A 20,845-nucleotide genomic window follows, 5' to 3' on the forward strand; every position below is an offset into this window, starting at 1 on the left:
GTTGTCGGATCAGGGCCTGCGGCGCCGTGTCGCAAGGATACTAGACTGGCCCCCATTGTCACTGGCCTGCGCGGCCGTCCGATCTAGACTTTGGGAACACAATGACAGGAGGTGCGAGATGAGTACGCAAACCGCCGAACGCTTCAGCCGCTTCGCCGATTTCTACCCCTATTACCTGGCGGAACACAGCAATCCGGTGTGCCGCCGGCTGCATTACGCCGGCAGCCTGCTGGTGCTCGGCATCCTGGCCTACGCACTGGTCAGCCAGCAGTGGATCTGGCTGCTGGCGCTGCCGGTGGCGGGCTACGGGTTCGCCTGGGTAGGCCATTTCATCTTCGAGAAGAACCGCCCGGCGACCTTCCAGTATCCGCTCTACAGCTTCATGGGCGACTGGGTGATGCTCAGGGACGCCTTCACCGGACGCATTCCCTTCTAACGGTTTCCTGACGTTTTCCGCCGCAACGACGGCGGAACGTCGACGAGCCGTACATCCCACCCGCTTTCTGCCTGATTCCCGCGTCATCCGGCGGCCGTGATTGGCTGCCGGACGGTGCTTCGCTATGATCCCGCCGTCGGGGCGCTGGTCGGCCTCATGGACTGAACAGACGTACGTGGCCACGGTGCCCCTCGCCTCACCAGGGATCGTTCCAATCAGATGAAGTCTTTCCCCGCGACCCCGCTAGACGGGCTGCCGACGCCGCCGATCCGCGACTACTACCTGCGCGTGCTGGCGTACATCGCCACCGCCGCGGCCATTGCGGCGGGCACCTACGTCAACCACTTCGGCCACCACATCCTCTGGCTGGTGCCCTATGCCCTGCTCTATCCGCACCTGGCCTACCAGATCGGACGGCGCTTCAAGACCGGTCACGCGCGGAGCGTCGACCTTGCGCTGCTCGCCATCGATGCCCTGCATGCGGGCGTGGCGGTCGCGCTGATGAGCTTCTCGGTGGTGCCGAGCCTGATGAACCTGCTGATGATCGGCTTCAGCGCGCTGGTGGTCGGCGGCCTGCTCTACCTGGGCCTCGGCCTGCTGATGGCGCTCGGCGGCGTGCTGCTCTGCAGCGCCCTGGTAGGCCCGCGGCTGGCCTTCGCCACGCCGCCGCTGGTGGCCCTGGTGAGCATCCTCTTCAGCTCGCTGTTCATCTGCATCAGCGCCTACTTCGCCCACCAGCAGGGCCTGCGCCTGGCCCAGGTGCGCAACGAGATCCGCCGCGAGCAGGAAAAAGCCGCGCGCCTGGCCCACGGGCTGGCCAAGTACCTGTCCCCGCAAGTCTGGGAGTCGATCTTCAAGGGCAAGAAGAGCGTGCGCCTGGAAACCCAGCGCAAGCGCCTCTCGGTGTTCTTCTCCGACATCAAGGGCTTCACCGAGCTGTCCGAGGAGCTGGAGGCCGAGTCGCTGACCGACCTGCTCAACACCTACCTCAACGAGATGTCGAAGATCGCCCTGAAACACGGCGGCACCATCGACAAGTTCGTCGGCGACAGCGTGATGGTGTTCTTCGGCGACCCGGCGACCCAGGGCGCGAAAAAGGATGCGCTGGCCGCCGTGTCGATGGCCATCGCCATGCGCAAGCACATGAAGGTGCTGCGCCAGCAGTGGCGCGCCCAGGGCATCACCAAGCCGCTGGAAATCCGCATGGGCCTGAACACCGGCTACTGCACGGTGGGCAACTTCGGCGCCGACACGCGCATGGACTACACCATCATCGGCCGCGAAGTGAACCTCGCCAGCCGCCTGGAAAGCGCCAGCGAAGCCGGCGAGATCCTGATTTCCCACGAGACCTATTCGCTGGTGAAGGACGTGATCATGTGCCGCGACAAGGGCCAGATCACCGTGAAGGGTTTCAGCCGTCCCGTGCAGATCTACCAGGTGGTGGATTTCCGCCGCGACCTCGGCGCCAGCTCCAGCTACGTCGAGCACGAATTGCCCGGCTTCTCCATGTACCTCGACACCAACGGCATCCAGAACTTCGACAAGGATCGCGTGGTGGAGGCGCTGCAACAGGCGGCCGAGAAGCTCAAGGACAAGGTGATTCTCTAACCCTCCTTTCCTTTTCCATCTCGACGGCCGTTCTGGGTAGACTGCGGCGATCCGCCGAGGAAACCGCGATGCCGTCGATCCTGACCCTGCGCCACTACAGCCACGAACTGGTCGCCCACAGCCATGCCCACGCACAGCTGGTGTTCGGCCTGTCCGGGCGCCTGGATTTCGAGGTTGCCGGGCGCGGCAGCCAGGTGATCCAGCAGACCCTCGCGGTGGTACCCGAGGACGAACACCACGCCTGCGGCAGCCCGTACGGCAGCCGTTGCCTGGTGCTCGACGTGCCGCCTCGCGACTGGCTGCGCAGCCGGCTGGGCGCGCATGCCGACACCTGCGAGCGGATTCTCGAACGCCCCGGCGCGCTGCAACTGAATGCACCGCAGAGCCAGCTGGTCGGCTGGCTGGCGGCGAGTCCGATCAACGATGCGGTGATCGCCGAACAGGGCGCTGCGCTGCTGCTCGCCAGCCTCGCCAGCGCCGCTCCCGCCGACGCACGCGCCCAGCACCTGCCGCTGGACGCCCTGCGCGCCTACGTCGAGCGTAACGCCGCGCGGCCACTGCAGGTCGCCGACCTGGCGCGCCTGGCGGGGCTTTCCGCGGCGCGCTTCCATCTGCGCTTTCTCGAAGAGACCGGGCAGACGCCGATGGATTTCGTTCGCCAGCGTCGCCTGAGCCTGGGCCGCGAGCTGCTGCTGAACAGCGCCCGCGCCATCGGCGAGATCGCCACCTGCGTCGGCTATGCCTCGCAGAGCGCCTTCACCGCCGCCATGGTGCGCGAGTTCGGCCACTCGCCGCGGGCGCTGCGCCGCGAGCTGCGCGACAAAACCGGCGAGTAGCGCGACAGACGGCCGCGCCAGCCGCCCCGTAGAATCGAGTCTCCCCGGCCAATCGAGCCGGCCCCGAATGCCCCCGAGGATCAGCATGTCCAGCATCACCTGGGAGGATTTCCAACGCGTGGAACTGCGCGTCGGCACCCTGCTTTCCGCCCGTCTCAACGAAAAAGCCAACAAACCCGCCTACGTGCTGGAGGTCGACCTCGGCGAGCTGGGCGTTAAGACTTCCAGCGCACAGATCACCGCGCATTACGCCGCCGAAGACCTGCCGGGTCGCCAGGTGCTCTGCGTGTGCAACTTCGAGGCGAAACGGATCGCCGGCGTGCGCTCCGAGGTGCTGGTCACCGGCGTCTACGATGCCGACGGCAAGGTGGTCCTGGCCGGCTTCGACAAGCCGCTGGCCAACGGCGCACGCCTCGCATGACGCCGCGTCGCGCCCTCATCGGCCTGCATATCGGTGCCCTGGCCTTCGGTCTCAGCGGCATCTTCGGCAAGCTGGCGCTGGCCGCCCCGCTGGCCATCGTCGTCGGCCGCTCGCTGTTCGCCGTGGCCGCGCTGATTCCGTTCAGCCGTCTGCGTGCCGGCGAATCACCGATCGACCGGCGCCGCCTGGCGATGCTCGCCGGCAGCGGACTGCTGCTCGGCGGGCACTGGCTGACGTTCTTCTACGCCGTGAAGATTTCCGGCGTGGCCATCGCCACCCTGGGGTTCGCCAGCTTCCCGGCCTTCACCGTGCTGCTCGAAGGGTTGCTGTTTCGCGAGCGCATTCAGCGCCGCGAATGGACCCTGGTTGGCCTGGTCAGCCTCGGCCTGGTGCTGGTCACGCCGCACTTCGATCTCGCCAGCGGCTCCACCAGCGGGCTGCTCTGGGCCGTTTCCTCGGGCCTGCTGTTCGCCCTGTTGACGCTGGCCAACCGCGCCACCGTCCGCGGCCTCAACCCGATGCAGGCGGCGCTCTGCCAGAACGCCGCGATCCTGCTCTGCCTGCTGCCGTTCGCCTGGCGCGACCTGCTCGAGGTACGCGCGCTGGACTGGCTGTGGCTGTTCATGCTCGGGGCGTTCTGTACCGGGGTCGCGCACAGCCTGTTCGTCTCCGCGCTGCACGTGCTGAATGCGCGCTCGGCGGCGCTGGTGTTCGCCCTCGAGCCGGTCTACGGCATCGCGTTCGCCTGGTGGCTGTTCAGCGAGCAGCCGACCTTGCGCATGCTGCTGGGCGGAGCGCTGATCATCGCCGCCATCGTGCTTTCCAGCCGGGCGAAGAACGATCCGCCCGTCGTGAAGGCCGTGGAAACCCTCTAGAAGACCCACGCCAGGCCGGCCGAACGCGGGCCTGGCGCCGCCTCAGTTGATGCTGTAGCCGCGACCGGCCAGGCAGGCGCCCAGGGCGCGCCGGTAGATGTCCGACATGCCCGGCGGCGGCGCGGACTGCGCGGCGGCCGGATCGAAACCGCTCTGCGATACCGCCCAGCCGTGGCACTCGTAGCGATCACGGGCCTGCTGGTCGGCGCTCTGGCCCTGCGCCGGGTAGGCGATGACCTCGTAGTTGCCCACCGGCACCGCCTGGACCACCGGTGGCGGGTTGACCACCACATACTGCTCGCGCGGGGCATCCCACAGGTAGTAGGCACCGGCGGCGAGGAAGTACAGCGTGCTGCCGATCCAGATTTCCCGTGCCGCGCCAGGCAGGCCGTGACCGTGACGCGGCCCTGGTGGGTAATAGCGTTCACCGCCTGGCCCACCTGGGCCGCCCGGACCTCCAGGACCGCCGTGCCCCGGTGGGCCGGGTGGGCCGGCGAACACCGGCACGGCGAGCACCAACGACAGCAGGCCGACAAGACCGGCACGCATCAGAGTGGAAGACATCTGGCACCTCCTGAACGAACGCAAGCGCACCTTGCGCCGGCGAATTATCTCGCGGGCGCAGGTACGCTGCTGTCAGTGCCAGGTAAGGCCTGGGTAAATCCGCGCCGGTCAGAGCTCGACCGGGTAGGCCGGTTCGCGGCCGTCGAGTACGGCGATCAGGTTGTCCGCCGCGGTGCGCGCCATCAGCTCGCGCGCTTCGTGGGTCGCCGAGCCGATGTGCGGCAGCGCCACCAGGTTGGGCAGTGCCAACAGCGGCGAGTCGCCCGGCAGCGGCTCCTTCTGGAACACGTCGAGGCCGGCGCCACGGAATTTTCCGGCCTTGAGCGCGGCGATCAGCGCGGTTTCATCCACCACCGGCCCACGGGCGATGTTGATGAAGATCGCGTCCTTGCGCAGCAGGCCGAACTCGCGCTCGCCGATCAGGTGATGGGTTTCCGCGGAGAGCGGCACGCAGACGCAGACGAAATCGGCCTCGCCGAGCAGCGCGTCCATCGGCAGCCGCCGCGCGCCGAACTCTTCCTCGTACTGCGGCTTGTCGCTGTGGCCGCTGTAGAGGATCGACATGCCGAAGCCGAAATGCGCGCGCCGCGCGACGGCGGCACCGATGCGCCCCAGACCGATGATGCCGAGGCGCTTGCCGTGCACGTCGACGCCGAAATGCGCTTCGCCGATGCTCGCCTTCCACTCGCCCTCCCGGACCAGCGTGGCCAGCTCGACAGCACGTCGCGCGGTCATCATCAGCAGCATGAAGCCGGTGTCGGCGGTGGTTTCGGTCACCGCGTCCGGGGTATTGGTCAGGCGGATGCCGCGCCGTTTCAGGTAGGCCACGTCGTAGTTGTCGTAACCGGCGGAAATGGTCGAGATCACCTGCAGCTTCGGCGCGTGTTGCAGCACCGACTCGTCGAGCTTGCTGCCGGCGCCGATCAGCCCGTCGGCGTCGGCCAGGGCGGCGACGAACGCCTCCCGGTCGGCGCCCAGCGGGTCGAGGAAGACGCTCAGCTCGTAACGCTCGCGCAGGTCGGCCATCACCTCGGCGGATGAGGCGCGGCTGAATACCAGTACTTTCTTCTTCACGGAATTTCCTCGTTCGACGGCGGCGCGAACGCCGCCGGATTCAGTCAGCTGTCGGCCGGTACTTCCTTGGCATAGAAGCGCGAAGGCACCGCCCAGATGATCAGCGCGGTGGCCAACAGGCAGGCGCCCGCCAGCATGAACAACGCCAGCGACGAGCTGCCCGACAGATCCCGGACCTTACCAACCATGAACGGACCGACGATACCCCCGAGTTGCCCCAGCGAGTTGATCAGGGCGATGCCGGCCGCAGCGGCGAGACCGCTGAGATAGCGCGGCGGAATGGTCCAGAAGATCGGCATCCAGGCGATGATGCCGGTCATGATCAGGCACATGCCCAGCATCAGCAGGGCGATCTGTCCGTAGAACAGCGCGCAGACCAGGTAACCGCAGGCGGTCATCGCCGCGCAGAACGCCATGTGCCAGCGGCGCTCGCCGCGCATGTCGGAACTGCGCCCGATGAGCAGGTTGCCGACCACCGCGACGATGTAGGGGATCATGGTCAGCAGGCCGATGCGCATGGTGTCGTCGACCCCGGCATTGCGGATCAGCTGCGGCATCCAGAACAGCAGCCCGGTCAGCGCCATCACCAGGCACAGGTAGATGCCCGACAGCGCCAGAGTCGCCGGTTCCTTGAGGATCGAACGCAGCGACTGCGAGCCTTCGGGCTGCACGTCACGGGCCATGCAGCCGGCCAGGAAGTCCTTCTCCTCGCGACTCAGCCAGCGCGCATCCTCGATGCGGTCGGCCACCAGCCAGAGCACCACCAGGCCCAGCAGCACCGACGGCAGGCCTTCGAGAAGGAACAGCCACTTCCAGCCGGCCATGCCGCCGACACCGTCGAAGTGGCCGAGGATGAACCCCGCCAGCGGTCCGCCGATGATGCCGCACAGGCAGATCGAGCTCTTGAAGTAGGAGTTGATCCGCGCACGGCGGTTGCCGGGATACCACTGGGTGAAGAAATACAGCACCCCGGGCACGAAGCCGGCCTCCATCACGCCGATCAGGAAGCGCAGCACGTAGAACCAGGTCTCGTTGCTGACGAACATCATCGCCGCCGAGGCCAGGCCCTAGGAGATCATGATCCGGGCGATCCAGACGCGGACGCCGATGCGGTGCAAGAGCATGTTGCTCGGCACCTCGAAGAGGAAATAGCCGACGAAGAACAGGCTCGCGCCCAGACCGTAGACGGTGTCGCTGAAGCCGAGGTCGCTCTGCATCTGCAACTTGGCGAAGCTGATGTTGACCCGATCCAGGTAGGCGAAGAGGAAACAGAGAATGAACAGCGGAACGATCCGCCAGTTCACCTTGCGGTAGATGCGGTTTTCCAGGGATTCCTGGGCAGCCGCGTCCGCGGCCAGCGTGCTGGTATTCATGGTTGACCCTCGTTGTTGTTCTTGTAATGGCCTACGGCGAGGCTGTCGGAGGCTATTGGTTCACTGTCGCAGGGCGGAAAATCAACCGTAGGGTGGGCTTCAGCCCACCGATACGGCGGTGTATTGACGAACGAGGATGGAGCGCCGCCCGCCCCACCCTGGGTCGATTGGCTTACAGCGCCTCGCGGCTCGGCGTGCCGTCCACCAGGCGCTGGATGCCCAGCGGGTTAGCGTTTTGTAGCGCCTCGGGCAGGAAGGCATCCGGGTAGTTCTGGTAGCACACCGGGCGCAGGAAGCGGTCGATGGCCAGGGTGCCCACCGAGGTGCCGCGGGCGTCCGAAGTCGCCGGGTACGGCCCGCCGTGCACCATCGAATCGCAGACTTCCACGCCGGTCGGGTAGCCGTTGAGCAGCAGGCGCCCGGCCTTCTGTTCCAGCAGCGCCAACAGATCACCGTAGGCGTCCAGGTCCGCCGGCTCGGCGATCAGGGTCGCGGTGAGCTGGCCGTGCAAGCCGTGCAGCGCCTGGATCAGCTCTGCCTTGTCGGCCACTTCGACGACGATGGTGGTGGGGCCGAAGACCTCTTCCTGGAGCAGTTCGTCGCCGTCGAGCAGCAGGCTGACATCGGCCTTGAACAGCTGCGGCTTGGCCTGGTTGCCTTCCTGTTTCGCGCCGGCCAGGTGGGTGATGCCGGGGTGCCGGTGCAGGTTGTCCAGGCCGTGGCAGTAGCTCTTCAGGCCGCCCGGGTTGAGCATGGTCTGCGCCGGCTGGTCGCCCATCAGCGCGGCAAAGCGTTCGAGGAAGGCGGAAAACTCCGCCGACCTGATGCCGATCACCAGGCCGGGGTTGGTGCAGAACTGCCCGGCGCCGAGGACCACGGAGCCGGTCAGCTCGGCGGCAATTTTCTCGCCACGGGCCTTGATCGCCTCGGGCAGCAGGAGCATCGGGTTGATGCTGCTCATCTCGGCGAACACCGGGATCGGCTGCGGACGCGCCGCCGCCATGTCGCACAGCGCACGACCGCCGCGCAGCGAGCCGGTGAAGCCGACCGCCTGGATCGCCGGGTGCTTGACCAGCGCCTCGCCCACGCCGCCGCCGTAGATCATGTTGAACACGCCCCTGGGCATGCCGGTCTTCTCGGCCGCGCGCACGATGGCGTCGGCGACGAATTCGGCCGTGGCCATGTGCCCGCTGTGGGCCTTGAACACCACCGGGCAACCGGCGGCCAGCGCGGCGGCGGTGTCGCCACCGGCGGTGGAAAACGCCAGCGGGAAGTTCGACGCGCCGAACACCGCGACCGGGCCGAGGCCGATGCGGTACTGGCGCAGGTCCGGGCGCGGCATGGGCTGGCGATCCGGCAGCGCGCGGTCGATGCGTGCGCCGTAGAAATCGCCGCGGCGCAGCACCTGGGCGAACAGGCGCATCTGCCCGCTGGTGCGGCCGCGCTCGCCCTGGATACGCCCGGCCGGCAGTGCGGTTTCCTGGCAGACCAGGGCAACGAAGTCATCGCCCAGGGCATCGATCTCGGCGGCAATGGCGTCGAGGAAGTCGGCGCGCCTGGCCGCCGACAGCGTGCGGTACGTTGGGTAGGCAGCGGCAGCCGCCTTGGCGGCGGCATCGACCTCGCCAAGCGTGGCCTGGTGGAAGTCGTAGGGCAGCTTCTCGCCGGTGCTGGCGTCGAGGCTGTGCACGACGACGTCGCCCAGGGCGCTGCGCGCGCCGTTGATGTAGTTCTGTCCGAGGATGTCAGGCATGGCGCCCTCCTGCTCTTGAAGTGATGGAGCCGCGGCGCGTGCCGTGGCCGGGGAGCGCGAGGGGCCGGTTCTCGGCGCCCTCGCGGCTGTGGTCCGCAGACCGATGAAGCGTTGCGCGGCCGCGCAGCGCTCTTGGGAAACTCGCGCCGGAGATCATTCACCGGCGCTCCGAAAGCAGGCCGTCCTAGGAAAACGCCTCGATGGGCATCCTTCGCCCGTCGAAGTTCGACCCCGCTTCGCCGGCACCGTGCGGCGCATGACCGGCCACGGCTTGCGCCGCTGCGCGCCAGGCCGGCGCGTGGATCAGCTCGGGGCTCAGCTCGTCGAGCGAGCTGCAGCCGAGCAGGCCGAGGGTACGATCCACTTCGCTGCGCAGGATCTCGATCGCGTGGCTGGCCCCCGGCCCCTTCCCCGCCGCCAGGCCGTAGAGCGCCGCGCGCCCGAGCAGCACGGCGTCCGCGCCAAGCAGCAGCGCCTTGACGATGTCGCTGCCCCGGCGAAATCCGCCATCGAGAAAGACCGACATCCGCCCGCGCGCCAGGCGCGCCACCTCGGCCAGCGTCTCCATCGCCGAAACCGAGCCATCGAGCTGGCGCCCGCCGTGGTTGGACAGCACCACGCCGTCGACGCCGTAGCCCAGGGCGATCTCGGCATCCGCCGGATGGATCATGCCCTTGACGATCAGCTTGCCCTTCCAGATATCCCGCAGCCAGGCGATGTCGTCCCAGTTCAGGCTCGGGTCGAGCTCGACGGCCAAGGCGCTGGCAGCGCCCTTCACCGAATCCTTGCCGGGCGGCAACAGGTCGCCGAGGTTGGCGAAGCGCGGCACGCCGTTGGGCACCAGCACGTCCCACACCCACTCCGTATGCAGCGCCACATCCAGCTTGTTGCGCAGGTCCAGCTGCAACGGCCGCACGTAGTTGCGCCGGTCCCATTCGCGGTTGCCGAAGATCGCGCTGTCGACGGTGACGACGATGGCCTCCAGCTCCAGCCGGCGCACCCGCTCCACCAGCTTCGCCACATGGTCGCGGGTGCGGTAGAGGTAGATCTGCATCCAGGCGCGGATGCCGTCGATGGCGGCGATCTTCTCGATCGAGGACGTCGAGGCGTTGCTCAGCACGAAAGGAATGCCGGCCCTGGCCGCCGCTTCGGCGAGCCGCAGGTCGCCACCGGCGGTGAGCAGCCCGTTGAAACCGGTCGGCCCGACCATGAACGGCAACGCCGACGGTTTGCCGAAGACGTCCCGCCGCAGGTCGCGCGTGCCGACGTTGCGCAGCGTGCGCGGCTGCAGGGTGATGCTCTGGAAGATCGCGCGGTTGCGTGACAGGGTGAATTCGTCGTCGGAGCCGCCTTCGACGTATTCGAAGGAGAAATTCGGCAGCCGCCGACGCGCCAGTTCGCGCAGCTCGTCGATGCTCTGCGCACGGCGATAGTCTCGTCCGGGATAGAGGCGTCTGTTCATCGGGTTCTCGAAAGCGGGGAAAAGCGCGCGGGCGTCGAAGCAACGCCCGCGCCGTTGCGTCAGGTGATGGCGCCGATCTGCCAGGGCACGAACTCGTTCTGCCCGTAGCCGTGCTGCTCGGACTTGCTGCGCTCCCCGGAGGCGATGCGCAGCATCAGCTCGAAGATGTGCGCGCCGCGCTCCTCGATGGTGGTCGAGCCGTCGGCGATGCCGCCGCAGTTCACGTCCATGTCCTCTTCCTGGTGCTCGAACATCCGGCTGTTGGTGGCCAGCTTGATCGACGGCGACGGTGCGCAGCCGTAGGCCGAACCGCGCCCGGTGGTGAAGGCGATCAGGTTGGCGCCGCCGGCGACCTGGCCGGTGGCCGAGATCGGGTCGTAGCCGGGGGTGTCCATGAACACCAGGCCGTGGGCGGTGACCGCCTCGGCGTACTCGTACACGTCGACCAGGTTGGTCGAGCCGGCCTTGGCCACCGCGCCGAGGGATTTCTCGAGGATGGTGGTGAGCCCGCCCGCCTTGTTGCCGGCGGACGGGTTGTTGTTCAGCTCGGCGTTCATCCGCGCGCAGTACGCCTCCCACCAGTGGATGCGCCTGATCAGCTTCTCGCCCACTTCGCGGCTCACCGCGCGGCGCGTCAGCAGATGCTCGGCGCCATAGACCTCCGGGGTCTCGGACAGGATCGCGGTGCCGCCGGCGGCGACCAGACGATCCACCGCGTTGCCCAGCGCCGGGTTGGCGGTGATGCCCGAGTAGCCATCCGAACCGCCGCACTGCAGGCCGACGATCAGGTGCCTGGCGCTGACCGGCTCGCGCTCGACGCGGTTGGCCTCGGCGAGCAGCGACTTGACCTGGGCGATGCCGCTGGCGATGGTCTTCGAGGTGCCGCCGGTGCCCTGGATGGTGAAGGTGCGCAGCTGGTTGCTGGCCTCCAGCCCGCGGGCCTTGAGCAGGTCCTCGATCTGATTGGTCTCGCAGCCCAGGCCGATCATCAGCACCGCGTGGAAATTCGCGTGGACGGCATAGCCGCCGAGGGTGCGCTGCAGCATCGCCAGCGCCTCGCCACCCGGATCGACCGCGCAGCCGACGCCGTGGGTCAGCGCGACCACGCCGTCGACGTTCGGGTAGGCGGCCAGGGCCTCGGGGTGGATGTCGCGGCGGAAATGGTCGGCGATCGCCCGTGCCACGGTGGCCGAGCAGTTCACCGAGGTGAGGATGCCGATGTAGTTGCGCGTGGCGACGCGGCCGTCGGCGCGAACGATGCCCTGGAAGGTCGCCTCGCGCTGCACGGTCGGCTTCGCATCCGCGCCGAAGGCGTAGTCGCGGGAGAAATCGCCCATCTCGACGTTGTGCACGTGAACGTGCTCGCCGGGCTCGATCGGTTGCGAGGCGAAGCCGATGATCTGCCCGTAGCGACGCAGTGGCTCACCCTTGCCGATGTGCCGGGTGGCGATCTTGTGGCCGGCCGGTATGGCCTGGCGCACGGTGACGTTCTCGTGGGCCAGGTGCAGGCCTTCGGTGAGCGGCTGGCGCGCGACCAGCACGTCGTCCAGCGGGTTGAGCGGATCACGGCGGCAGCGATGTCCTGCGCAGCGCCCGCTTTCATTATCAGTTCCATCACGCTACCTCTTGTGATTGGCGAAGCGCGCCTCAGGCGTGGCCGCGCTCGCGGTAATCGATCATCCCGGAGAACAGCACCAGACCCATCGCCATCGCCACGAAGAAGATCAGGGCCATGAAGTAGGAGCCGGTGAACTGGACGATCAGGCCGATCAGGATCGGCACCAGCACGCCGGACATATTGCCCCAGAAGTTCATCCCGCCACCGAGCACGCCGGAGCGCGACTTGCCGCCGAGGATCGCCGGCAGGCACCAGTACATGCCGCACCAGCGGATGAAGAACAGCGCGACGCAGAGCAGCGCAATCACCGCCACCACGTCCGGCGTGTAGGCCACGGCGAGGATGCACAGCGCGGCGATCAGCGCCGAGCCGCTGAACATGCTGCGCATCACCAGGTTCGGCGAGCCGCCGGCGGATTTCCACTTGTCGGCGATGGCACCGCCGACGATCTCGCCGACGAAGCCGCACATGAAGATCAGAAAAGTCGCGCCGCCCATCGACTTGATGTCCAGGCCGTGGGTCTGGTGCAGGTAGCTCGGCATCCAGGTCATCAGGCCGTAGAACACGCTGTTGTAGCAGGCGTAGCCGGCGAACATGGCGAGTACCGAGCGGCTGGTGATCAGGTCGCGCATCTTCGGCTTGGGACCGGTCGCGGAGGCCACCAGGTTGCCTTTCTGGATGTGCTCCAGCTCGGCGGCGTTGACTTTCGGGTGTTCGGACGGGTGATTGCGGATGTACCACCAGGCCCAGATGCCGACGACGATGGTGCCGACGCCGGCAATGACGAAGGCGATGCGCCAGGAGCCGAACCAGGCGATCAGCGCGGTGGTGATGATCGCACCCAGCGCGGTGCCCAGTGGCGCGCCGCCGTCCACCAGTACGGCGCCGCGGCCGCGCTCGTTGGCGGTCAGCCAGTTGCCGTTGAGCTTGGCACCGGCCGGCATGATCGGCGACTCGGCGACGCCCAGGCCGATGCGCGTCAGCATCAGCGTGATCCAGCCGGTGGACAACGCGCCGATCGCCTGGAAGGCGCCCCAGCCGACCGTGGCGAGCCCGACGATGCCGCGTGCGTTGAAGCGATCCAGCAGCATGCCGCTGGGAATCTGCATCAGCGCGTAGGACCAGAAGAATGCACTGAGCATCAGGCCCTCGAGCGCGGGGGTCATCTGGAATTCGGCGGAGATCAGCGGTAGCGCCACCGACAGCGAGGCGCGGTCGATGTAGTTGATCGCGGCCAGCAACAGCAACAGCAGGAAGATCCGCCAGCGAACGGTGGTCGGGCGGTTGGCAGCGGCCGTCGGCATGGCCGCGGCGTGAAGGGCCTGAGCGTCGGATGTCTTCATGATTCACTCGTTATTATGTTTGTTATGCATCGAATACCGGGCCTTCCCGGCAGCGGAACGGCCATCGCGAGATGGCCGACCGGGGCTTACAGCGCCTTGACACCTCCCATGGCGAAATCGGGCCGGCGAATCTCCACGCCGTTGACCAGCGGCTCGCCGAACTCGGCCATGCTGATCTCGAAACGGTCACCCGGCTGGACCTTCACACCGTCGGCGAACGACAGCGTGGCCGTACCGAAGAAGTGCACATGCACGTCGCCCGGACGAAGGAACTGGGCGTACTTGAAGTGGTGGTATTCGAGGTTGTCCAGGCTGTGGCACATGTTGTCCTCGCCGGAGACGAACTCCTTCTCCCAGAGCACCTCGTCACCGCGGCGGATGCGGCTGGTGCCGGCCAGGTCGGCCGGCAGCTCGCCGACGCGCAGCTCGGGACCGTAGGAGCAGGCGCGCAGCTTGGAGTGCGCCAAGTACAGGTAGCTGCGACGCTCCATCACATGGTCCGAGAACTCGTTGCCGAGGGCGAAACCCAGGCGACATGGCGTGCCGTCGTCGCCGATCAGATACAGGCCGACCAGCTCGGGTTCCTCGCCGGAATCCTCGGCGAACTCCGGCACCGGGAAGGGCGCGCCGGGACGCACGACGATGCCGCCGTCACCCTTGTAGAACCATTCAGGCTGCGCACCGACCGCGCCCTCCAGCGGTTTTCCGCCCTCGACACCCCATTTGAACATGCGCAGGGTGTCGGTCATGGTGGCCTCGTCCTGGGCCTTCTGCTGGTGCATCTTGTCGCGCGTGGAGGCGCTGCCGAGATGGGTCAGGCCGGTTCCGCTGATCAGGCAATGGGCGGGATCTTCGTGGTCGAGCGGCGGCAGGACGCGGCCGGCTTCGAGCAATTCGCGGTAGGACGGGCCGCTGTCGCAGCCGCGAGCGAGGACTTCCTCGACCAGGCCGCGACCGCCCCGCAGCGCGGCGAGGGCCAGCTCACGGGTACTGCGCACGCCGCGCACGGTCTGGATGGCGTCGCCTTCGACCACGCCGACCTGGCGCTGGCCCTGGGCCGTCTCGAACTGGATCAGTCTCATGGAAGGACTCTTGTCGTTATGGAATTCGCTGTCCGCACTTTACGAACGGCCTTCGCGCCTGCCTAATGAGAGCTGCTGATTGAGCGATAACTTTTCCTCATCCCCTTCATGATCCCTTCCCTTTCAAGCATTTCCTCGCGGTTGCGCCTGCGCCAGTTGCGTCTGCTGATCGCCCTCGACGAGCACGGCTCGCTGCACAAGGCCGCCGAGCGCGTCTCGATAACTCAGCCCGGAGCGACCAAGGCGCTGCGCGAGATCGAGTCGACCCTCGGCGCGACGCTGTTCGAGCGCACGCCCAAGGGCCTGGAGCCCAACGACCTCGGGCGCTGCGTGATCCGCTACGCCCGCCTGATCCACACCGACCTCGCCCATCTGCGGGAGGAGATGCTCGGGATTCTCCAGGGTGAAGGTGGCCGTCTTTCGGTGGGCATCATCATGGGCGGGGTGCCGATGCTGATGCGGGCGCTCGGCCGCCTGCGCGAGAAACAGCCGCAGCTGTCGGTGGAGATCATCGAGGACACCAGCGCGCGGCTGTTGCCGATGGTCGATCAGGGCCGGCTGGACCTGGCGATCTGCCGGAGCAGCGTGAGCCAGCGCCCCGACGACTACGTCTGCCTCAGCGAGCACCGCGAAGAACTGGTACTGGTGGGCAACCCGCAGCATCCGCTGGCCGGCGCCGGCGAACTGGAGCTGGCCGATCTGCAGGATCATTCCTGGGTGGTGTACCCGGCGAACATGCCGATGCGCCTGCTGCTGGAGCGCGAATTCAACGAGGCCGGTCTGGACTTCCCGCGCTACCCGATCGAGACCTCATCGACCTTCACTACCTTGATGCTGCTGCAGGAAGATCCGCGCCTGGTGGCGCTGATGCCGATCGAAGTGGCGCAATTCGCGTTGCGCCACGGCATGCTCGCGCGCCTGCCGCTGCGGATCCGCTCGCGCACCGAGGTCTATTCGGCCGTAACCCGCCAGGGCTCGGCACTGACCGCTCCGGCTGCCCTGCTGCTGGAGGAGCTGCGCAAGGAAAACCCGCTCGGCGCCTGAGCCGCGTCCACGCCTGTGGGGAACCGCTGAAGGGTGAGCCCGGCGAAGGGTTCGCCGGGCGGTGGGTGCGCTTGCGCTCAGACCGGTTTGCGCATCGGCGTGTCGCGGTGCGCGGCACGCAGGTATTGCGCCGGCCAGGGCTGCGAGCGCTCGTTGAGGTATTCCGCGGCGTGCAGCGGCCAGTACGGGTCGCGCAGCAGTTCGCGGGCGAGCAGGATCAGGTCGGCCTGGCCGGTGCGCAGGATGTGCTCGGCCTGCACCGCCTCGGTGATCATTCCCACCGTGCCACTGGCGATGCCGGCCTCCTTGCGCACGCGCTCGGCGAATTCGGTCTGGTAGCCCGGTCCGGTGGGGATTTCCGCGTTCGCCGCGGTGCCGCCGGAGGACACGTCGATCAGATCGACGCCCAGGGGTTTCAGGCGCCGTGCCAGTTCCACCGTTTCGTCGGGGTTCCAGCCGTCCTGCACCCAGTCGGTCGCCGAGACGCGGACGAACAGCGGCAACTCCTGCGGCCAGACTTCGCGCACCGACTCGGTCACCTGCAGGAGCAGGCGAATGCGGTTCTCGAACGAGCCGCCGTAGCCGTCGCGACGCTGGTTGGAGAGCGGCGAGAGGAACTGATGCAACAGGTAGCCATGCGCCGCGTGGACCTCGACCACCTTGAAGCCGGCCGCCAGCGCGCGTTCGGCGGCACGCACGAAGGCCTGGATCACCTCGCCGATCTGCGCCTCGTCGAGCGCCGTCGGCACCGCGTGCTCGGGGCTGAAAGCGATGGCCGAAGGACCGCTCGGCGCCCAACCTCCGGCCGCCACCGGCACGCTGCCGTGCTTGTTCAGCCACGGCGCCCAGGTACTCGCCTTGCGCCCGGCATGGGCCAGCTGGATGCCGGCGAAGGCACCCTGGGACTCGATGAAACGGGTGATGCGCTGCAAGGGTTCGATGTGCTCGTCGGACCAGATGCCCAGGTCCTCGGGAGTGATGCGGCCCTCGGCGGTCACCGCGGTGGCCTCGATCAACACCAGGCCGGCGCCGCCCACGGCGCGACTGCCCAGGTGCACCAGGTGCCAGTCGTTGGGCAGGCCTTCCTTCGCCGAGTACTGGCACATGGGCGACACGGCGATGCGGTTGGGCAGGCTGAGCTGGCGCAGCTGCAAGGGTTCGAAGAGATGACTCATGGCGGAACTCCCAATGGCGACATTGTTGTTATCGACCCCCTTAGCTTAGGCCGGGTTCTTCGAATCAGGGATCGAGGCGCCCATCGTCACGCTGGCGGAACGGTTTATTGCCGAAACACCGCCAATCGCCCGCCTCCTCTGCCAGTAAAATCCGCCGCTTTGCCTGCCGTGCCGAGGAAATGCCCCAATGACCCCCGATCAACGCTTCGCCCGCGCGGTGCGCTGCGCCATCGCCCTGTTCGTCGCGCTGTTCGTCTACTTCCTGATCGCCGACCTGTGGATGCCGCTGACGCCGCAGGCGCAACTGACCCGCCCCGTGGTGCGCCTGGCGCCGCGCGTCGGCGGCCAAGTGCTGGAAGTGGCGGCGCGAAACAACGCCCACGTGCAGCCCGGCGACCTGATCTTCCGCCTCGACCCGCAGCCCTTCGCACTGGCCGTTCGCCAGGCCGAGCTGGCGCTGGAAGAGGCGCGCCGCACCAACCTCGAGCTGGATGCGGCGATCGCTTCGGCCGAAGCCGGCCTGCTCGCCGTGCGCAGCACCGCCGACGAACTGGACAGCGAAGTGCGCCGCGTGAAGGTGCTGGTGGAGCGCGCCAACGTCTCCCGCCAGCAGCACGACCAGACCCTGTCCCGCGCGCAGGCCGCGCGCGCCCAGGTGGCGGCGGCGCAGGCGCAGCTGCGTGAGCTGGTGTCGCGCCGCGGCGCCACCGGCGAGGACAACCTGCGCCTGCGCCAGGCGCGCAATGCGCTGGAACAGGCGCAGTTGCAGCTCAGCTACAGCGCGGTGCGCGCCGACCGCGCCGGCACCCTGAGCAACCTGCAGCTGACGCCTGGCGCCTACGTCGCCGCCGGCCAGCCGGTCGCCGCGCTGGTCGACGACCGCATCGACATCACCGCCGATTTCCGCGAGAAATCGCTGCGCTACGTGCAGCCCGGCGACGAGGCGGTGGTGGTCTTCGATGCGCGGCCGGGCGAGCGTTTCGACGCACGGGTGATCGCCATCGATGCGGGGGTCAGGGAGGGTCAGCTGGAAGCCAACGGCGACCTCGCCGCGCCGGTGATGTCCGACCGCTGGGTGCGCGACGCGCAACGCCAGCGCCTGCACGTGCAACTCGACGCCGCGCCGGACGTCCCCCTGCCCAGCGGCGCCAAGGCCACCGTGCAGCTGTTCCCCGGCAATCGCCTGAGCCGGCTGCTGGGCAGCGCGCAGATCGGCTTCATCAGCCTGCTGCACTACATCTACTGATGATGAAGCGCGAGCTGTCGAAGAACGACCTGCGCCAGTGCCTGCGCATCGCCAGCGGCGGCACCCTGGGGTTCTTCATCTGCAAGCTGATGAACTGGGACTACGGCGCCTTCTTCGGCGTCTACCCGATGTTGCTGCTCGGCCTGGTGCCGACCATCACGCCCCACGTGATCCGCCAGTTCCTCGCCTGCTCGGCACTGGTCAGCGTCGAGACGCTGGTGATCCAGGGGCTCTTCGGCGACCGTCCGGGCCTGATGATTCCGCTGGTGTTCGGGCTTTTCGTGTTCCGCTTCGCACTGATGGCGCAGGGGCCGATGTTCTTCTTCGGCGCGCTGAGTTCGGTGTTTCTCTCGATGCTGCTGCACTTCGGCAGCTACCCGGACGTGAACCTCTACGACATGCTCACCAGCAATCTGGTGGCGACCTGGGTAACGGTGGCCATCGCCTGCCTGATGTTCCTGCTGTTCCCCGACGCCGAGCCGCGCGCGCCCCGCGTGCCCGCGCCCAAGGACGCGGCCAGCCGGCGCCACGAGACGCTGCTCGGCGCCAGCGTGGCGACCCTGTCATTCATCGTGTTCCAGTGTTTCGATCTGCGCGATTCGCTGTCGGCGCAGATCGCCTCGATCCTGGTGCTGTTCCCGATGCACTGGAACGGCGTGCGCTTCGCCGGCCGGGTGCGCGCCCTGGGCACCCTGCGCGGCTGCCTGATGGCGCTGGCGCTGCAGGTGGTGCTCTACGATCACTACGACATCCTGCCCTTCGTGGCGATCCTGCTGTGGATCGCGGCGATGCACTGTGCGCGCATCCACATGCTGGAGAACGGCATGCCGGGCCAGGGCTTCGGCGCCCTCACCACGCTGGCCATCGTCCTCGGCCAGTACCTGACGCCGACCCACGACATGATGTACAGCGTGCTCTACCGGCTCAGCTCGGTGTGCCTGTCGGTGTTCGTCACCCTGCTGGTGGTGTTCGTCCTGCACAGCCTGCTGGATCGCTTCCCGGCCACCCGCCACGCCTGACGCGCCGCCTCAGCGTGGCGCGAGGTGGGCCACCAGCAGTTGCACGCTTTCCTGACCGCGGAACTCGTTGACGTCGAGCTTGTAGGCCACGTCGACCCAGCCCAGCTTCGGGTTGGCCAGCAGCTCGCTGTCGACGTTGAAGGCGATGCCGTCCAGCGTGCGACCGCCGCACTCGGTCTTCAGCACCAGCTTGAGGTGCTTCTCGCCGACGATGCGCTGCTGCACCACCTGGAACACGCCGTGGAACATCGGCTCGGGGAATTGCTGGCCCCAGGGCCCGGCCTGGCGCAGCGCCTTGGCCAGCTCCAGATGGAACTCCTCGATGCCCAGCTGACCGTCGGAAAGCATCCGTCCGGTCAGGTCGTCCTCGTCCAGCTGCTTGCGCACTTCGGCGTCGAAGGCCGCGGCGAAGGCGCCGAGGTTGGCCTGCGGCAACGACAGCCCGGCCGCCATGGCGTGCCCGCCGAACTTGCTGATCAGCCCCGGATGGCGCGCCGCCACGGCGTCCAGCGCATCGCGGATATGGAAGCCCTGCACCGAGCGCGCCGAACCCTTGAGCAGGCCGTCGCCGGCGTCGGCGAAGGCGATCGCCGGGCGGTGGTAACGCTCCTTCAGGCGCGAGGCAAGGATGCCGATCACGCCCTGGTGCCAGTCCGCATCGAACAGGCAGAGGCCGAACGGCAGGTCGTCCAGCGCCAGGTCCTTGAGCTGCGCCAGGGCTTCGCGCTGCATGCCCTGCTCGATGGACTTGCGGTCCTGGTTGAGCTGGTCGAGCTGCACCGCCATGTCGCGGGCCAGCGCTTCGTTCTCGCAGAGCAGGCATTCGATGCCCAGGCTCATGTCGTCCAGCCGCCCCGCCGCATTCAGGCGCGGACCGATGATGAAGCCCAGGTCGGTGGAGGTGATCTTGCGTGCGTCGCGCCCGGCGACCTCCAGGATCGCGCGCAACCCGGGCCGCGCGCGACCGGCGCGGATGCGTGCCAGGCCCTGGTGGACCAGGATGCGATTGTTGGCGTCAAGCGGCACCACGTCGGCGACGCTACCCAGCGCCACCAGGTCGAGCAGCTCGGCGAGGTTGGGCTCGGCCAAAGACTGGCGGGCAAACCAGCCGTTCTCGCGCAGTCTGGCGCGCAGCGCCAGCAACACGTAGAAGATCACCCCGACGCCGGCGATGCACTTGCTCGGGAAGCTGCACTCGGGCTGGTTCGGGTTGACGATGGCGTCCGCCGCCGGCAGCTCCTGGCCCGGCAGGTGGTGATCGGTGATCACCACGCCGAGCCCGGCCGCCTTCGCCGCCGCCACGCCCTCGACGCTGGAGATGCCGTTGTCCACGGTCACCAGCAGGTCGGGGCTGCGCTGCAGCGCCACGCCGACGATTTCCGGGGTCAGCCCGTAGCCGTAGTCGAAGCGATTGGGCACCAGGTAGTCGACGTGGCTGGCGCCGAGCAGGCGCAAACCCAGCACGCCCACCGCACTGGCAGTGGCGCCATCGGCGTCGAAGTCGCCGACGAAGAGAATCCGCTGGCGCTGCTCCAGGGCGACCACCAGCAGTTCGACGGCGCGCTCGATACCCTTCAGCTGCCCATACGGAATCAGGCGTGCCAGCCCCTTGTCCAGCTCCGCCGCGGAGCGCACGCCGCGCGCGGCGTACAGGCGGCGCAGCAGCGGCGGCAGCTCGCCGAGGTCGGGCAGGGTTTCGGGTAGCGGGCGGGGTTCGATGCGCATGGGATTCCAGGGTTAAGCGATAGCTTTATGAGAGCTTGGAGCTTGTGCAACGCCTCGCGAGCCAGAGCCATGCAAGACGCTGCGTCGGTAACGGCCTTCCGCTGGTCAAAGCAGGCGAGGACGCGGAGTTCACGAGCTGTAAATCGAAACGGCGCTCCGGCCTGTATTCAACGCAGCCTGCCGGCGCGCAG

At 67.8% G+C, this 20,845-nt stretch carries 18 protein-coding genes and 1 pseudogene; 8 read left to right on the top strand and 11 right to left on the bottom strand.

Features of this window, described 5'->3' with window-relative positions:
• Positions 1-118 precede the first annotated feature (118 nt).
• The 5 genes from B3E91_RS04945 to B3E91_RS04965 all read left to right on the top strand — a co-directional run bounded on the left by B3E91_RS04945 (position 119) and on the right by B3E91_RS04965 (position 4,176).
• Complete coding sequence (locus B3E91_RS04945; protein ID WP_287028581.1) at positions 119-436, top strand: Mpo1-like protein; 318 nt, start codon at positions 119-121, stop codon at positions 434-436.
• Positions 437-655: 219 nt separating this feature from the next.
• A complete protein-coding gene (locus B3E91_RS04950; protein ID WP_287028582.1) occupies positions 656-2,044 on the top strand; it encodes an adenylate/guanylate cyclase domain-containing protein in 1,389 nt (462 codons plus the stop codon).
• Positions 2,045-2,112: 68 nt separating this feature from the next.
• Positions 2,113-2,880 carry a helix-turn-helix domain-containing protein gene (locus tag B3E91_RS04955; protein ID WP_287028583.1) on the top strand — a complete coding sequence of 256 codons (768 nt, stop codon included), beginning with the start codon at positions 2,113-2,115 and terminating at the stop codon, positions 2,878-2,880.
• Positions 2,881-2,965: 85 nt separating this feature from the next.
• Positions 2,966-3,301 carry a tRNA-binding protein gene (locus B3E91_RS04960; protein ID WP_287028584.1) on the top strand — a complete coding sequence of 112 codons (336 nt, stop codon included), beginning with the start codon at positions 2,966-2,968 and terminating at the stop codon, positions 3,299-3,301.
• Entirely contained in the window at positions 3,298-4,176 is an 879-nt protein-coding gene (locus B3E91_RS04965) for a DMT family transporter (RefSeq protein WP_273233808.1), read from the top strand. Before B3E91_RS04960 ends, B3E91_RS04965 begins: the two co-directional genes overlap by 4 nt.
• 42 nt (positions 4,177-4,218) lie before the next feature.
• Here the strand turns inward: B3E91_RS04965 and B3E91_RS04970 are convergent, their stop codons facing one another.
• From B3E91_RS04970 to araD1, 9 genes and pseudogenes are all read right to left on the bottom strand, one after another.
• Positions 4,219-4,740 (bottom strand): hypothetical protein, encoded by a 522-nt coding sequence (locus B3E91_RS04970; protein WP_287028585.1) that lies wholly within the window; start codon positions 4,738-4,740, stop codon positions 4,219-4,221.
• A 108-nt stretch (positions 4,741-4,848) separates the two neighbouring features.
• Entirely contained in the window at positions 4,849-5,814 is a 966-nt protein-coding gene (locus tag B3E91_RS04975; RefSeq protein WP_287028586.1) for a 2-hydroxyacid dehydrogenase, read from the bottom strand.
• Positions 5,815-5,858: 44 nt separating this feature from the next.
• Positions 5,859-6,863, bottom strand: coding sequence for an MFS transporter (locus B3E91_RS04980; RefSeq protein ID WP_349681590.1), 1,005 nt, complete (start codon positions 6,861-6,863; stop codon positions 5,859-5,861).
• Between the two features lie 18 nt (positions 6,864-6,881).
• Complete coding sequence (locus tag B3E91_RS22115; protein WP_349681591.1) at positions 6,882-7,187, bottom strand: hypothetical protein; 306 nt, start codon at positions 7,185-7,187, stop codon at positions 6,882-6,884.
• A gap of 172 nt (positions 7,188-7,359) precedes the next feature.
• Positions 7,360-8,940, bottom strand: coding sequence for an aldehyde dehydrogenase (NADP(+)) (locus tag B3E91_RS04985; protein ID WP_287028587.1), 1,581 nt, complete (start codon positions 8,938-8,940; stop codon positions 7,360-7,362).
• Between the two features lie 184 nt (positions 8,941-9,124).
• Positions 9,125-10,402 carry an alpha-hydroxy acid oxidase gene (locus tag B3E91_RS04990; RefSeq protein WP_287028588.1) on the bottom strand — a complete coding sequence of 426 codons (1,278 nt, stop codon included), beginning with the start codon at positions 10,400-10,402 and terminating at the stop codon, positions 9,125-9,127.
• A gap of 59 nt (positions 10,403-10,461) precedes the next feature.
• A pseudogene (locus tag B3E91_RS04995) lies at positions 10,462-12,017 on the bottom strand (UxaA family hydrolase).
• Between the two features lie 32 nt (positions 12,018-12,049).
• Complete coding sequence (locus B3E91_RS05000; protein ID WP_273232311.1) at positions 12,050-13,363, bottom strand: MFS transporter; 1,314 nt, start codon at positions 13,361-13,363, stop codon at positions 12,050-12,052.
• Positions 13,364-13,449: 86 nt separating this feature from the next.
• Positions 13,450-14,445, bottom strand: a complete 996-nt coding sequence (araD1, locus tag B3E91_RS05005; RefSeq protein ID WP_287028589.1) for an AraD1 family protein — start codon at positions 14,443-14,445, stop codon at positions 13,450-13,452.
• Between the two features lie 108 nt (positions 14,446-14,553).
• Here araD1 and B3E91_RS05010 point away from each other — a divergent pair, with 108 nt between their 5' ends.
• The gene (locus tag B3E91_RS05010) at positions 14,554-15,489 is read left to right on the top strand and encodes a LysR family transcriptional regulator (protein ID WP_287028590.1); all 936 of its coding nucleotides are present in this window, start codon (positions 14,554-14,556) and stop codon (positions 15,487-15,489) included.
• Positions 15,490-15,566: 77 nt separating this feature from the next.
• Here the strand turns inward: B3E91_RS05010 and B3E91_RS05015 are convergent, their stop codons facing one another.
• Positions 15,567-16,664: an NADH:flavin oxidoreductase/NADH oxidase gene (locus tag B3E91_RS05015; protein ID WP_273232305.1), complete on the bottom strand. Its 1,098-nt coding sequence runs from the start codon at positions 16,662-16,664 to the stop codon at positions 15,567-15,569.
• Between the two features lie 187 nt (positions 16,665-16,851).
• On the opposite strand from B3E91_RS05015, the gene B3E91_RS05020 reads away from it, so the two are divergent.
• Positions 16,852-17,910 (top strand): HlyD family secretion protein, encoded by a 1,059-nt coding sequence (locus B3E91_RS05020; RefSeq protein ID WP_287028591.1) that lies wholly within the window; start codon positions 16,852-16,854, stop codon positions 17,908-17,910.
• A gap of 14 nt (positions 17,911-17,924) precedes the next feature.
• Entirely contained in the window at positions 17,925-18,929 is a 1,005-nt protein-coding gene (locus tag B3E91_RS05025; protein WP_287028645.1) for a DUF2955 domain-containing protein, read from the top strand.
• Between the two features lie 9 nt (positions 18,930-18,938).
• Here the strand turns inward: B3E91_RS05025 and recJ are convergent, their stop codons facing one another.
• Positions 18,939-20,654, bottom strand: a complete 1,716-nt coding sequence (gene recJ, locus B3E91_RS05030; protein WP_287028592.1) for a single-stranded-DNA-specific exonuclease RecJ — start codon at positions 20,652-20,654, stop codon at positions 18,939-18,941.
• Between the last annotated feature and the right edge of the window lie 191 nt (positions 20,655-20,845).

It is taken from the genome of Pseudomonas sp. UBA6310 (assembly GCF_002438225.1).
Taxonomy (GTDB): domain Bacteria; phylum Pseudomonadota; class Gammaproteobacteria; order Pseudomonadales; family Pseudomonadaceae; genus Pseudomonas_O; species Pseudomonas_O kuykendallii.